Origin of the sequence: Krasilnikovia sp. MM14-A1259 (assembly GCF_047159535.1) — a bacterium.
Taxonomy (GTDB): Bacteria; Actinomycetota; Actinomycetes; order Mycobacteriales; family Micromonosporaceae; genus Actinoplanes.
In genome coordinates this window covers 302,311-316,435 of the sequence record NZ_BAAGAJ010000002.1, presented here as the reverse complement: position 1 = coordinate 316,435, position 14,125 = coordinate 302,311, and the positions used below count along the sequence as shown (strand labels likewise).

Below are 14,125 nucleotides of genomic sequence, written 5' to 3'. Positions count from 1 at the left end.
CGGTCACAGCAATGCGCCGACCATCCGGACGACGGCGACGAGTCCCACGACGACGATGACGGCCCGTAGTGCGGCATCGGGCAGCCGGCGGCCGTAGCGGGCGGCGAGCACTCCCCCGACGATCGAGCCGGCGGCGATGAGCAGCGCCGGCTGCCAGGCCACGGTGCCGGCGGCCACGAAGACGACCGCGGCCACGCCGTTGACGATGCCGGCCAGGACGTTCTTGACGCCGTTGACCTGCTGCAGGCCGACCGGCAGTAGGACACCGAGCAGCCCGAGCAGCAGCACGCCCTGCGCGGCACCGAAGTAGCCGCCGTACACGCCGGTCGCGAACACGCCGGACGTCAGCAACGCCCCGGCCCTGGTCACCGGCTTCGTCAGCAGCGTCCCGGCCTCGGTCGCCGGCGCCCGGTCGGCAGTGCGGCGCCGCAGCGTCCGGGCCAGCCAGGGCTGCAGGACGACCAGCACCAGGGCGAGGCAGATCAGTACCGGCACGATGGCGCGGAACGCGATGGCCGGCAGGACCAGCAGCAACGCGGCGCCGACCACCCCGCCGGCCAGGGAAGCGGCACCGAGCCGCGGCAGCAGGTGCCGCTGTGTGGCCAGGTCGGCGCGGTAGCCGTACGCACCGGCGAACGACGCGGGCACGAGTCCGACGGTGTTGGACGCGTTCGCCACCACCGGTGGATATCCGAGGGCGAGCAGCATCGGGAAGGTGATCAGCGTTCCGGATCCCACGAGTGTGTTGATGGCCCCGGCCGCCAACCCCGCCCCGAGGATCTGTGCCGCGTCGAGCGCACCCACGAAGTCCCGCCTCTCCCCCGACTGGTCGCCACCTGCAACAGGTCGACGCCGCTTTTCGGCCGGGTCGGAGCCTACGGGGCAACCGGCGTCGATGCCGACCTTGTGGACAAGATCACCGCTGCTGCGGGGGTCAGACCACGCGCCACTTCTGGCGGGGTTCGCCGGTGCACGCGTGCAGCTCGGCCGGGGTGCCGTTGGGCAGGTCGGCGTCCCGCAGGTCGAGGCAGCGGTCGTCGAGGCCGCGCAGTTCGCCCGCGCCGGTGAGGGTCCACCGCTGCGCGGCGGCGCCGGTGCAGTCCCCGATCCGTACGGCCGGACTCGCCGGGTCGGCGTCGAGGCACTTGTCCGTGAACCCGCGCAGCGCACCGTCCGCGGTGAACGTCCACCGCTGGTTCGCCGCTCCCCCACAATCCCAGAGCCGGACCACGGCGGAGTCGGAAACCTCCAGGCAGCGCGTGCTCACGGCGCGCAGCTCGACCGTGCCGTCCGCGGCGGGCCCGGGGACCTCGTACTGGCGGGAAAGCCACGGGCGGTAGACCGACGGACCGCCGCCCGCGGTCGGGTCCGCGTCGCACGAGGCGTCGTCCTTGCACCCGAGGAGTTCGTCGTATGCGCCGTACGCATAGAACGTCGCCTTCTTCAGCTCCTGGTCGGCGCCCGTGACGTTGGCGGGCAGCTCGCTGATCGAGTAGCCGCGGTACGCGGCCGTGCGGTGCGGCGTGGTGAGCAGCCGCTGCGCGGCGTACGCGAAGTACGCGGCAGCGTGGTGGTCGTGGTGGTCCCGGTCGCCGCCGTCGACGCCGATCGGCCCGCTGTCGCCGCGGAAGTCCTGCAGCCGGACGACGTCCGCGCCCGCGTCGGCGAGCAGTCCCTGCAGGACGGAGATGAGCTCGTCGCGGGTGTACCCGGCGGCGCCGTCCACGGTGGTGATGCGCCCGATCCGGCCCTCCCAGAGCTTCTGCAGGCTCTGGGCGCCGTAGCGGTCAGAGCCGCTGCCGTCGAAGCCGTCGGGCACGCGCAGGAAGACCAGCTCGACCTGCGTCCCGGTCAGGCGGGACACGTGCAGTTCGCGGCCCTGCACGGTGGTGGTCGCGTCGGACCATTCGTTGGGGCGGCCCGCCATCGTCGCGTAGGCCGCCCGCTCGCCGCTTTCCCGCGCGGACCAGTACCCGATGTCGCGGCCCGCGTCGCCGGCGGTGATGTAAGCCGTCCGGACGCACTTGTCCGCGCGGATGTCCCGCTGGATGTCGGGGTTCATGAACAGCAGGTCGTCGTCCTCGTGGGCGACGATCTGCACGGAGCAGGACGGCGTTGCCGCGGCGGCCGCCGCGGGTGCGGGGAGCAGGAACGCCAGCGCGGCGCCGGCGGCGAGGAGAATGCGTGTCATGGGAACCTCAGCGAGTTGAGCGGTCACGGTTCGACGTTCGGCGCGGGCGCGGGCGGCAGCGGGATGACCGGGTCGTAGGTCAGGCCGAATCCGTACGGGAACAGCGGCGTCTTGCCGTCGCCGTCGTTGATCGGCTGCTGGGTGACGTCTCGTGCCCAGCTCACCGGCAGCTTGCCGGTCGGCCGGACCGCGCCGAACAGCACGTCGGCCACGCCCTGGCCTTCGGTGCCGGGCAGCCAGCCCGCGACCAGCGCCGACATGTCCGGCAGCTCGGCGGTGACGTCGAGGGGACGGCCGGAGATCAGTACGGTGACGACCGGAACGCCGGACGCCTTGAGTTTGGCGAGCAGCGCCCGGTCCTCGGCGTCGAGTCGCAGGTCGTCGGTGCGGTCGCCGTACTCCTCGGCGTACGGCTTCTCGCCGACGACGGCGATCGCGGCCGTGTAGGAGGAGTCGACGCCGTCGCCCTCGCGGTCGTACGTGACGGTGGTGCCGGGCGTGACCGTGTTCCGGATGCCCTGCAGCACGGTGGTTCCCGGGGTGCTCGGCCCGTCGACGCCCTGCCATTTCATCGTCCAGCCGCCGCTCTGGAAGCCGATGTTGTGGGCCGACTTGCCCGCGACGAAGACCTTGCCGGGCGCCTTCGCCAGCGGCAGGATGCCGTTGTTCTTCAGGACGACCTGCGATTTCTGTACGGCTTCGCGGGCGACGGCGCGGTGCTCCGGGCTGCCCACGGTGGAGGCCAGGCTGCGGTCGGTGAACGGATGCTCGAACAGCCCGAGTTCGAACTTCTTCGTGAGGATGCGGCTGACGGCGTCGTCGATGCGCGCCTGGGACACGGTGCCCGCGTTCACCTCGTTGCGCAGCAGCCGGATGAATTCCTTGTACCAGTAGTTCTCGGGGACCATGAAGACGTCGATGCCGGCGTTCACGCCGGTCCGGACCTTCTCGGGCGTGTAGACGAAGTTGTCGTCCAGCCGTGCGACGCCGTCCCAGTCGGTGATCACGATGCCCTTGAAGCCGAGCTCGCCCTTGAGAACGTCGGTGATGAGGTACTTGTCGCCGTGCAGCTTCTGCCCGTTCCAGCTGGAGTAGGACACCATCACGCTGGCCACGTTGCGGTTGACCGCTTCGCGGAACGGGGCGAGGTGGATGGCCCGCAGTTCCTCCTCGCTGATCCGGGCGTCGCCCTGATCGACGCCCCCGGCCGTGCCTCCGTCGCCGACGTAGTGCTTGGCAGTGGCAAGGATCGACGTCGGCGCATTCAGCGACGGGCCCTGCAAGCCGGTGATGAGGCTGGTCATCGCGCTCGGGTTCGCCGGCGTCTCACCGAACGACTCGTACACCCGGCCCCAGTGGTCGTCGCGGGCGACGCACAGGCACGGCGAGAACGTCCAGTCGATGCCGGTCGCTGCCACCTCGGTGGCGGTGACGCGGCCGATTCGTTCCGCCAGGGCCGGGTCGCGAGTCGCGCCGAGCCCGACGTTGTGCGGGAAGATCGTGCCGCCGTACACGTGGTTGGCGCCGTGCACGGCGTCGATGCCGAACATGATGGGGATGCCCAGCGGGGTCTCCAGCGCGGCGCGCTGGTAGCTGTCGTACAGGTCGGCCCAGACCTGCGGGGACTGCGGCTCGGGTCCTTCGCCGCCACCGGCCAGCATGGAGCCGAGGCGAAGGTCGCGGACGTCGGCGGGTGTGGCGTTGTGCCGCTCCGCCTGGACCATCTGGCCGATCTTGTCGTCCAGGGTCATGCGGTGCAGCAGATCCTCGACACGGGCAGCGACGGGCTGTGACGGGTCCTTGTAGACGGGATCCGCGGCCGAGGCCGCCGGGGGCGCGAGCGCCACGACGCCGGCTGACAGTACGGCGGACACGACGGCGGCTATCGATCGCCGGGTGGTTGACACGATCATCCTCGGGTGTGGGAGTGACTTGCGGGCGGCCGGACTTTATTCGCTGCAGAAAAAATCTGCGTGACGCGAGCGGGCCGCACCGTGCGATCCTCGCCACGTTCGCGAGGTGAGCACCCGCCGGACCAGGCGACCTACAGATCCACGGTCATGACCAAGCTCACAAACTTCGCAAGCGGGTCTCGCTGACCTCGTCCCATCCCGGTTGCCAGTTGGTAGCGGAATCGGAATTGCTCTGGTGCTCCGGCGCATGACGCCGATGAACGCTCTCCGGATGAGCTGGGTTCCCGGCGCAACGTGCCCGGGGGCGGATGCTGCCACCTGATCCGGCCGAAAGGGGCCTGTGCATGAGACCGTTGTCAGCGTCGTCGCGGAACCGGCGATGGTGGGCAGCAGCTGCGGGCGGCGCCGTCCTGATCGCGGGCGGACTGACCGCGCAGGCGAACTCCGCACCGGAGCCGGCCGAGGCCATTCACGTCGCGGACCGGCCGGCCGAGCGCGAGGCGCTCGCCGACTACGACTCCCGCGACACGCTGAACACCGACCAGGCCCGGCAGCCGGAAGTCACGACCAGGAGCGTCAGCGTCGCGGTGCGGCGACTGGCCACGGCGGCCGAACCGGACAGCCCGGTCCGCAAGCTGCAGAACAAGCTCGGCGCGCAGGGCATCGTCGACATGGACCGCGCCACGGGTACGCCGCGCCGCGTCGCCAAACTCGACGGGTTCCTCACCGGAGCGAGCCGCCTCGACCCGGTCAAGGTTGCCCTGAACTACGTGAAGGCGAACTCCGCGGTGTTCGGCCTCAGCGCCGCCGAGGTCGGCCGGCTCACGCTGCGCCGCGACTACGTCGACCTCGCGGGCACCCACCACCTCAGCTTCACCCAGAGCGTGGGCGGTGTGCCGGTGTTCGGCAACGGCGTCAAGGCCCACGTCACCAAAGACGGGCGGCTCATTCAGGTCGACGGCTCACCGGTCGCGGACCTGCCGAGCAGCCCGGGCAGGGCCAAGCTCAGCGCCGAGAAGGCGCGCGCCGCCGCGGTCGAGAACGTCCACGGCGACTCCGCGGCCAAGCCCGTCGGCCGGGCCGCCGGCGTGACTGAGACCACCACGTTCTCCGACAACGGCTCCGCGAAGCTGGTCATGTTCCAGACCGCCACCGGCCCGCGCCTGGCGTGGCAGACCGTCGCGGCGGACGAGGGCTGGATTCACGTCATCGACGCCCAGAACGGCACGGTCCTGTTCCGGCAGAGCACGGTCGCCCAGGACACCGCGCTCGTCTGGCCCAACTACCCGGGCGCCCCGTCCGGCGGCAAGCAGGTCGCCGTCGACCTGCGCAAATGGCTGCCGAACGGTGCGACCCGGCTGGCCGGCAACATCGCGCACGTCTACACCGACGTCAACGACGACAACGTGGCCAACCCGTCCGACGAGATCAAGCCGACCGTCAACGGCACCTGGCGGTACCTGTTCACGGACTTCAGCAAGCAGGTGGGCGGCAAGTGCCGGGCGGCGTTCAAGTGCTCCTGGAACCCGGCCGTCCCGTACTCGTGGCAGAAGAACCGTAGCCAGTCCTCGGTGGAGCTGTACTACCTGCTCGGTGTGTGGCACGACCACCTGGCGACCGGACCGATCGGCTTCACCCGCAAGGCGGGCAACTTCGAGGCGATCGACCACGACGCCGTGCAGGGTCAGGCCCTCGACGGCGCGGACACGAACAACGGCCTGCCGGACGCCGACCACATCAGCAACGCGAACATGAGCACGCCGCCGGACGGCACGCCGCCCAGGATGCAGATGTACCTGTGGTCGGACCCCAACGACCCGTACGACGAATCGCTCGCCGGCAACTCCAGCGACGAGGCCGACACGGTGTTCCACGAGTACACCCACGGTCTGTCCAACCGTCTCGTGGTGGACGCGAACGGCGTCTCGACGCTGACCGTCGCCCAGTCGCGGGCCATGGGCGAAGCGTGGAGTGACTGGTACACGCAGGACTACTTCGTGGCCAAGGGCTACGAGAAGGACACCCCGAAGACCGGCGACGTCCTCGTCGGCAAGTACATGTTCGGCGGTGCAACGCTGCGCAGCGAGCCGATGGACTGCTCGGTCGAGAGCAGGTCCAGGTTCTGCCCCGGCACCCCGACCGCGGGCCCGGGCGGCTACACGTACGGCGACTACGGCCACATCTACGAAGGTGGTCCCGACGTGCACACCGACGGCGAGATCTGGGCGCAGACCCTGTGGGACCTGCGCAAGGCGATCGGCAGCAACAAGGCCGAGATGCTGGTGACCCGGGCGATGGAGCTGTCGCCCGCCAAGCCGTCGTTCCTCGACCAGCGCAACTCCATCCTGCAGGCCGACCTCGTCACCAACCGTGGCCGGCTGCAGACGAAGATCTGGCAGGTCTTCGCCCACCGCGGCATGGGCTTCTACGCCGGTGCCGTGGACGGCACCGACACCGATGTGGTCGAGGACTTCTCCCTGCCGCCCGCGGCCAAGACCCCGCGCGGCGCGGTGAAGGGCAGGGTCGTCGACGCCGACACCGGTGCGGCGGTGGCCGGCGCGACCGTCACGTTCAGCGGCCACAGCTCCGGCTTCACCAACGACTACGCGGCCACCACGGCGGCCGACGGCACGTACGTGATCTACAACCTGCGGCCGGGCACGTACCCGAAGGTGTTCGTCAAGGGCGCCGGGTACGACTCCGTGGCCAAGACGGTCTCCGTCAGTGCCCGGACGAACCTGGTCAGCTGGTCGCTGCGCCGCAACTGGGCCGCCACCGGCGGAGGCAGCAGCGTCACGAGCTTCACCGGCCCGGACCTCACCACGTCCGGCTGCGGCCCGCAGCACCTGTTCGACCAGTCGTACGGCACCGGCTGGGGCTCCGAGGTCACCGATCCGAGCGGCTACAACGTGGTGCTCAAGCTGCCGCGTGCCGTCGACATCACCGAGCTGACGCTCGACGGGACCGCGACCTGCGGTGACGCCGGTAGCGCCTCGACCGGCAAGTTCCGGATCGAGACGTCCCCCGACGGCACGACCTGGACGGTGGCGGCCAACGGCCAGTTCACGTCCGCCGATCGGAACCGGGCCAACCAGGTCACGCTGAGCGCGGGCACGTCCGGAGTGCAGTACGTGCGGTACACGATGCTGTCGAGTCAGGCGCAGGACATGGGCGTGTGCAGCACCCCGGATGCGGACTATTACAGCGGCTGCAAGTTCATGGATTCCACGGAGCTCGCCGTCTACGGCACCGCTTCCCCCTGATCCGTACGCACAACGGCCCGTCCCGGACTCCCGGGGCGGGCCGTTGACGTTTCCAGGGTCCGCAGGTCGCGTTCTGCGTAGAGCCGGCGAACCGAAGGCCGAACGACCCTGGTTCGCGGAGGTACTACGGATGACTCTGAGCATCTGCGGTACCCGAAGGAGGTTGCGAGCATGATGCGGTCGATCGTCGATTTCGACCTCGCCGAGTTTCTCGTCGGCGCCGCGGTCCGCGCACCGTCGGTGCACAACACCCAGCCGTGGCGCTTCGTGCACCGCCCGGACGGCGGGGTCGAACTGTGGGCCGACCCGAGACGCCGCCTGCCGATCGTCGATCCGGCCGGACGCGAGCTGATCATCAGCTGCGGCGCGGCGCTGGCGACGCTGATGCTCGGGGTGCGGTGGCTCGGCCATCAGCCCTGGGTACGCCGCTGGCCCGATCCCGCCCACCGGACCCTGGTGGCCCGGGTCGCCGTGGGCCCGGCGTACGAGACCAGCACGCTGGAGCTGGACATGTTCGCCACCGTCCTCGAACGGCACACCCATCGCGGCCCGTTCGACGACGTTCCCGTCGCCCCCGGGCTGCTGGTCCGCCTGCGGCGGCTCGCCAGCCGGGCCGGCTGCCGCGCGATCGTGCTCGACGACGACCACACGCTGCGCCAGGTGGCCCATCTGACCGCCAAGGCGCAGCGGGCGCAGGACCGCCAGCCCGCCATGCGGGCTGAGCTGGATCGCTGGCTGCGCCCGCCGGGCAGCTCCCAGCGTGACGGCCTCACCAAGGTCGCCGGCGGGGTCGACGCGGGGCCCGGCCGGTTCACGCCCCGCGCGCTGGGGCCGGGCACACCGACGTCGACCACGATCCCGCTGCGGCACCGCTGGCCGACCACGATGCTGCTGACCACCGGCCGCGACGACCCGCGGGCCTGGCTGCGCGCCGGTCAGGCGCTGCAACGCATGCTGCTGCACGCCGCGAACCACGGCGTTCACGCCGCCCTCTACACGCAGCCACTGGAGATTCCGGTCCTCCGGGCCGAACTCAAGCACCTGGCCGGCGCCGGGCACCCGCAGATGCTGTTCCAGCTCGGCCACACCGAGGGCGGATCCAGCGCCCCCCGGCGTCCCCCGGCGCAGGTGCTCACTGCCGGGTGACAACAGGTACGTGGGAGGGATCTGCGGCGGGCGCACGCTACGGTAGCGGGCGCTGCTATCCCGTCGGAGGTCACCATGCGTCTGCCGAACGACGACGTCGATCGTCTCGCCGACTACCTGGAGGAGCAGGTGGCCGCGTTCGGTGCGGTCCACCGCATGTCCCTGCCGCACCGCACGGATCTGGATCGGAAGCTCGGCGTGATGGAGGTTGCCGACTGTCCCAAACCGGGCGTCACCACCTGGTGCACGTTCGGGCTGGCCCACCACGACTTCGCCGACGGCGGGTCGCCGCGGCGGTCGGAGCTGGTCAGCGCGCTGCGCTCGCCTGACCTGCGGCTCGATGGGGCGCTGGCCGACCTTGCGTTCACCATGATGGACCGGGGATTCGCGCCGCGGCACGGGGCGACGGTCGGCCAGGCGATCAGCATGCAGGACGATCTGCAGTCACTCGCCGAGCGGATGCCGCATGTGGTCATCGTCCACCCGTACGCCTGGGGCGGGCGTTTCGTCAGCACGGAGACGGGCTCCGGGACCGTGTGGCTGCACCAGGTGCAGCCGATCTACGACGCGGAACGGCGATTCATCGTGGACAAGGGATTCGACACGTTCGAGGAGATCCTGGAAGCCAAGGGCGTTTCGCTGACCGATCCCGATCGCCCGTGCAGCGTCAGGTACTGAGCGGAGGGCGGCTGGCCGTACGGTCCGAGGTCACCGCGCGGGCCACCAGTACCGGGCAGTCGGCGTGATGCAGAACCTGCAAGCTCACCGAGCCCAGCAACACCCCGGTCACGACGCCCGATCCGTGACTGCCGACCACCACCAGCTGGGCGGAATGGGACGCGCCGACCAGCTGGCGTGCGGCACCACCACCGGTGACCCGGGTCTGGACCGTCACCTCGGGGAACTTCGCCCGCCAGGGCGCCAGCGATTGTTCCAGTTCCTGCTCCGCGTCGGACTGAAGCTGCTCCAGTTCCACCGGTATCGGTGACGGCGCCCCGAAGCCGACCGCGGGCAACAGCATCGGGTACGCCAGGATCGCCAGCAGCGGGGCACGGCGCGCAGCGGCCGCGGTGAACGCCGCCTCCAGCACGTGATCGCTGTCGGCCGAGCCGTCGACACCGACCACCACGGGCCCGCCGATGGCCATGTCGCGGCCCCGCACGACCACGGTGGGGCACGCGGAGTGCGTGGCGACGCGCTGGCTGACCGAGCCCAGCATGAGGCTGGTGAAGCCGTCCCGGCCGCGATGGCCGACGACGATCACGCCGACCTCGGGGGCCCGGCTCAGCAGTGCCTGGACCGGATCTCCGGCGACGACCTCGGTGTGCACCGCGAGGCGGGGAGCGATCGCCTGGGCCGCGGCTCGTGCCGCGGAAACGACCGCCTCGGCCTCGTTACCGGTGAGGTCGATGACGGCGGCGGGTGCGAAGCGGGCCTGGCGTCCCCGGTCGCGCGGTAGCCGGGCCCAGGACTCGTCGTGGGCGTGCAGGATGATCAGGTCGGTGTCGCGGCGTACCGCTTCGACCGCGGCCCACCGGACCGCGGCCTGCGCGCCCTCGGATCCATCGGTACCGACGAGGACGGCCGGGTCCGCGCTCATGATCTCTCCCCACGTCAACGGCTGAACACTGCGCCTCACGAGCGCTCACGGTCCCCATCCGATCTCGGTCGCGGCCCGCCGATCAGGGGCGAAGGTCCCGTTCTGCGGGGACCGATGCCGGGCGTGGATCGTGGTGACCTTCGGCTCTGGCCCGGCCGCCCGGCGCGGGACATGGTTGTCGGCGTGGCCCGCGTTCGGGTGCCCCGTGAGTCTGCGCTGGCGGACGTGGTTCGGTTGCGGCCGTTCCGCCGCCTGTGGCTGGTGTTCGGCCTGTCGTCGCTGGGCGACTGGCTGGGCCTGCTCGGCGCGTCCACGTTCGCCGCGGGCCAGCTGTCGTCCTCGGCCGGTCAGGGGGCCGCCTTCGGCGGCGTCGTCGCGGTACAGCTGCTGCCGTCGCTGATCCTGGGTCCGCTGGCCGGCGTCCTCGCCGACCGTTTCGACCGGCGGCGCACGATGGCGTACGCGGACGTGGCGCGCTTCCTGCTGTTCGCCTCTATCCCGCTGGCCGGGGTGCTGCTCACCGGCCCCGCGATGATCGTGGGGTGGGCTGCGGCGGCGGCGTTCTCGGCTCAGGTCGCGGCGATGATCTGGAACCCGGCGAAGGAGGCCGCGGTGCCCAACCTGATCCCCCGCGACCGGCTGGAGGCCGCCAACCAGCTCACGATCGCCACGACGTACGCGGTGACGCCGGTGCTCGCCGCGCTGGCGTTCGCCGGGCTGCTCGAACTGCCCAGCATCGGGCGCACCGACGCCACCGGGTACGCCCTCTACTTCGACGCGCTCACGTTCCTGGCTTCCGCGCTGGTCGTCTGGTTCGGGGTGCCGGAGCTCTCCGGCCGGGGTGAGCGGTCCGCCACGCGGGAGCATCCGCGGCGGGCGCTCGCCGCGGGCTGGCGGTACCTGTCCGGGACACCGTTGCTGCGGGGCCTGCTGATCGGCCTGCTCGGCGCGTTCGGCGGCGCGGGGATCATCGTGGGCACGGCCAAGTTCTACGCCCGTTCCCTCGGCGGCGGTGACGCCACGTTCGCGTTGCTGTTCGCGGGGCTGTTCGCCGGTTTCGGGCTGGGTGTGACGGCCGGCCCGCGGCTGGCCGGGCCGTTGTCGCGGCGGCGGACGTTCGCCCTGTCCGTGATGCTCGCGGGCACCGCGGTGATGCTGCTGGCCGTCACCCCCCGGCTGTCCGGTGCGATCGCCGAGGTGCTGGTTGTCGGGTTCGGTGCCGGTGCGGCGTTCCTGTCCGGTATCACGCTGATCGGCGCTGAGGTGGCCGACGACGTGCGGGGCCGGGTCTTCGCGTTCGTGCAGACCACCGCGCGGGCCGTGCTCATGCTGGCGGTGTCGGCGTCGAGCGCGCTCGTGGGGCTGGGGTCGTCGCGTCAGCTGCGGTTCGGCGATCACGCGATCGCGCTGGCGAGCAGCCGCCTGCTGTTCCTCGGCGCGGGCGCCCTCGGCATCGCGGTCGGGGCGGTGGCGTTGCGGCAGATGGATGATCGTACGGGTGTGCCGGTGCGTGAGGACCTGCGCCGTGTGCTGCGGCGCCGCGGCTGAGCGACATCCATTGACGTTCCTGAAACAAGGTTGTAACTTTTTTCGTAATCTCTCAAGCGCTTGCAGAGCCCATCCCCGCGCCGTCCCCCTCACAGTCGGGAGTCAGTCATGCGGCGACTGCTCTGCGCTCTCTTCACGACGTTGCTCGCACTGGCCGGGCTGGCCGTCCTGCCCGATGTCGCGCACGCCGGCATCGACGCCCAGAAGCTCGGCGGGCGTTACGACGGCACCGGCGCCAACGTGACGTTCCGCGTCTTCTCCGCGCACGCCACCCGGATCGCGGTCTACGTGTACGCCGCAGCGACCGGCCAGCAGGAGAAGGCGTCCTATGTGCTCACCCGCGACGCGTCCGGGGTCTGGTCGGCGACGGTCAGCGTCGCCACCCTGCGGGCCGCCGGCGTGTCCGCCACGATCTACTACGGATACCGGGCGTGGGGCCCGAACTGGCCCTACGACGGCGCCTGGGCCAAGGGTTCGCAGATCGGTTTCGTCTCCGACGTCGACGCCGCCGGGGACCGTTTCAACCCCAACAAGCTGCTGCTCGACCCGTACGCGCGGGAGATCAGCCACGACACCGCGATCAAGGACCCGGCGGCGACGGACTACGCCACCGGATCGGCGCGGCGAGGTGTCGACACCGGCACCATCGCGCCGAAGGGCATCGTGCTCGCGACCGACGCCACCAGCACGGGAACGAAACCGACCCGGGCGTTCAAGGACGACATCATGTACGAGGTGAACCTGCGCGGCCTCACCAGGAACGACCCCGGAGTTCCGGCGGGCGTCCGGGGCACCTACGCGGGTGCCGCGCTCAAGGCCGGCTACCTCTCCGCGCTGGGCGTCACAGCGGTGGAGTTCCTTCCGTTGCAGGAAACCCAGAACGACGGCAACGACACCGACCCCTCGAGTACGAGCGGCGACAACTACTGGGGCTACCAGACGCTGAACTTCTTCGCGCCGGACCGCCACTACTCGTCCGACACCTCGCCCGGCGGACCGACCCGCGAGGTGAAGGCGATGGTGAAGGCGTTCCACGACGCCGGGATCAAGGTTTTCGTCGATGTCGTCTACAACCACACCGCCGAGGGGGGCCGGGCCGTTCCCGCCGACAAGACCGTCTATCCCCTGTTCTCGTGGCGCGGCCTGGACAACCCCACGTACTACTCGCTGACCAGCGATCATCAGGGCGAGATGGACGTGACGGGTCTGGGGCACACGTTCAACACGTTCAACGCCACCGCACAGAACCTGATCGTGGACTCGGTCGCGTACTGGAAGAACGACCTCGGGGTGGACGGCCTCCGGTTCGATCTCGCCACGGTGCTCGGCAACACCTGCCAGCACGGCTGCTACAGCTACAGCCGCACGAACCCGGCGACCGCACTGAACCGGCTCACCGCCGAGATGCCGGCCCGCCCGGCCGGCGGCGGCACCGGCGTGGACTGGATCGCCGAGCCCTGGGCCATCGGGCCCGGCACCTACCAGGTGGGGAACCTGCCGCCCGGGTGGTCGGAGTGGAACGGCATCTTCCGCGACACGCTGCGGGCCGACCAGAACCAGCTCGGCGTCGCCACGGTGACCCCCGGCGACCTCGCGACCCGTTTCGCGGGCTCCTCGGATCTCTACGCCGGCGACGGCCGCAAACCGTGGAACTCCATCGACATCATGGTCGTGCACGACGGTTTCACGCTCAAGGACCTCTACAGCTGCAACGGGAAGAACAACAACCAGCCGTGGCCGTACGGCCCGTCCGACGGCGGCAGTGACGACAACAGGTCCTGGGATCAGGGCAACATCGCCGCGGACCAGCGCAAGGCGGCGCGCAACGGGCTCGCGTTCCTCATGCTCTCCGGCGGCACGCCGCTGATCACCGGCGGCGACGAGATGCTGCGCAGCATCAACTGCAACAACAACTCGTACAATGTGGACAGTGCGGCGAACTGGCTGAACTGGTCGTTGACCGCCGACGAGGCGAACTTCCGGACGTACGCCCAGCGGATGATCGCCTTCCGGAAAGCACATGCCGCGCTGCGGCCGCTGACCTTCTACTCGGCCGCCGACGGCAACGGCAACGGCCTCGGCCAGCTCGACTGGTTCACCCCCGGCGCCACGGCACCCGACGCGGCGTACTGGAGCAACGGCGACAACCACGCGCTCGCGTGGCGCTACGACGGCACCGAACTGGGCGACACCGCCGCCGCCCTCTACGTGGGCTACAACGGCTGGTCGGGCGACGTGACGTTCACACTCCCGGCGCCGCCCGCCGGCCAGTCCTGGTACCGCGTCACCGACACGTCGACCTGGGCCGAAGGCGCCGGCCAGGTCGCCGACCCGGGCGCGGAGACCGCGGTCGGCGCGCAGGGCGCCACGTACCTGTTGCACGGCCGCGCGGTGCTGCTCCTGATCGCCAAGTGAGGCCGGCGGGAAGGCCGGGCGGTTCGCTGCCGGCGGGAGGTGAGGGCCG

9 protein-coding genes are annotated in these 14,125 nt (G+C 70.7%); 5 read left to right on the top strand and 4 right to left on the bottom strand.

Features of this window, described 5'->3' with window-relative positions:
* Positions 1–3 precede the first annotated feature (3 nt).
* From ACMCNK_RS01810 to ACMCNK_RS01800, 3 genes are all read right to left on the bottom strand, one after another.
* Entirely contained in the window at positions 4–804 is an 801-nt protein-coding gene (locus tag ACMCNK_RS01810; protein ID WP_412734612.1) for a sulfite exporter TauE/SafE family protein, read from the bottom strand.
* A gap of 130 nt (positions 805–934) precedes the next feature.
* On the bottom strand, positions 935–2,191 hold the full coding sequence (locus ACMCNK_RS01805) for a ricin-type beta-trefoil lectin domain protein (RefSeq protein ID WP_412734611.1): 1,257 nt from the start codon (positions 2,189–2,191) through the stop codon (positions 935–937).
* 23 nt (positions 2,192–2,214) lie between these two features.
* Entirely contained in the window at positions 2,215–4,065 is a 1,851-nt protein-coding gene (locus ACMCNK_RS01800) for a glycoside hydrolase family 3 protein (RefSeq protein WP_412734610.1), read from the bottom strand.
* A gap of 383 nt (positions 4,066–4,448) precedes the next feature.
* Between ACMCNK_RS01800 and ACMCNK_RS01795 the strand changes: the two genes are divergently transcribed.
* The 3 genes from ACMCNK_RS01795 to ACMCNK_RS01785 all read left to right on the top strand — a co-directional run bounded on the left by ACMCNK_RS01795 (position 4,449) and on the right by ACMCNK_RS01785 (position 9,191).
* Positions 4,449–7,367 (top strand): M36 family metallopeptidase, encoded by a 2,919-nt coding sequence (locus ACMCNK_RS01795; protein WP_412734609.1) that lies wholly within the window; start codon positions 4,449–4,451, stop codon positions 7,365–7,367.
* A 171-nt stretch (positions 7,368–7,538) separates the two neighbouring features.
* Positions 7,539–8,513, top strand: coding sequence for an Acg family FMN-binding oxidoreductase (locus ACMCNK_RS01790; RefSeq protein ID WP_412734608.1), 975 nt, complete (start codon positions 7,539–7,541; stop codon positions 8,511–8,513).
* Positions 8,514–8,588: 75 nt separating this feature from the next.
* Positions 8,589–9,191, top strand: a complete 603-nt coding sequence (locus ACMCNK_RS01785) for a suppressor of fused domain protein (protein ID WP_412734607.1) — start codon at positions 8,589–8,591, stop codon at positions 9,189–9,191.
* Here the strand turns inward: ACMCNK_RS01785 and ACMCNK_RS01780 are convergent.
* Positions 9,181–10,113 carry a universal stress protein gene (locus tag ACMCNK_RS01780; RefSeq protein ID WP_412734606.1) on the bottom strand — a complete coding sequence of 311 codons (933 nt, stop codon included), beginning with the start codon at positions 10,111–10,113 and terminating at the stop codon, positions 9,181–9,183. The two genes, ACMCNK_RS01785 and ACMCNK_RS01780, sit on opposite strands and share 11 nt — an antisense overlap.
* A gap of 183 nt (positions 10,114–10,296) precedes the next feature.
* Between ACMCNK_RS01780 and ACMCNK_RS01775 the strand changes: the two genes are divergently transcribed.
* Positions 10,297–11,661, top strand: a complete 1,365-nt coding sequence (locus ACMCNK_RS01775) for an MFS transporter (RefSeq protein ID WP_412734605.1) — start codon at positions 10,297–10,299, stop codon at positions 11,659–11,661.
* Positions 11,662–11,769: 108 nt separating this feature from the next.
* On the top strand, positions 11,770–14,076 hold the full coding sequence (locus tag ACMCNK_RS01770; RefSeq protein WP_412734604.1) for an alpha-amylase family glycosyl hydrolase: 2,307 nt from the start codon (positions 11,770–11,772) through the stop codon (positions 14,074–14,076).
* The last annotated feature ends 49 nt before the right edge of the window (positions 14,077–14,125 follow it).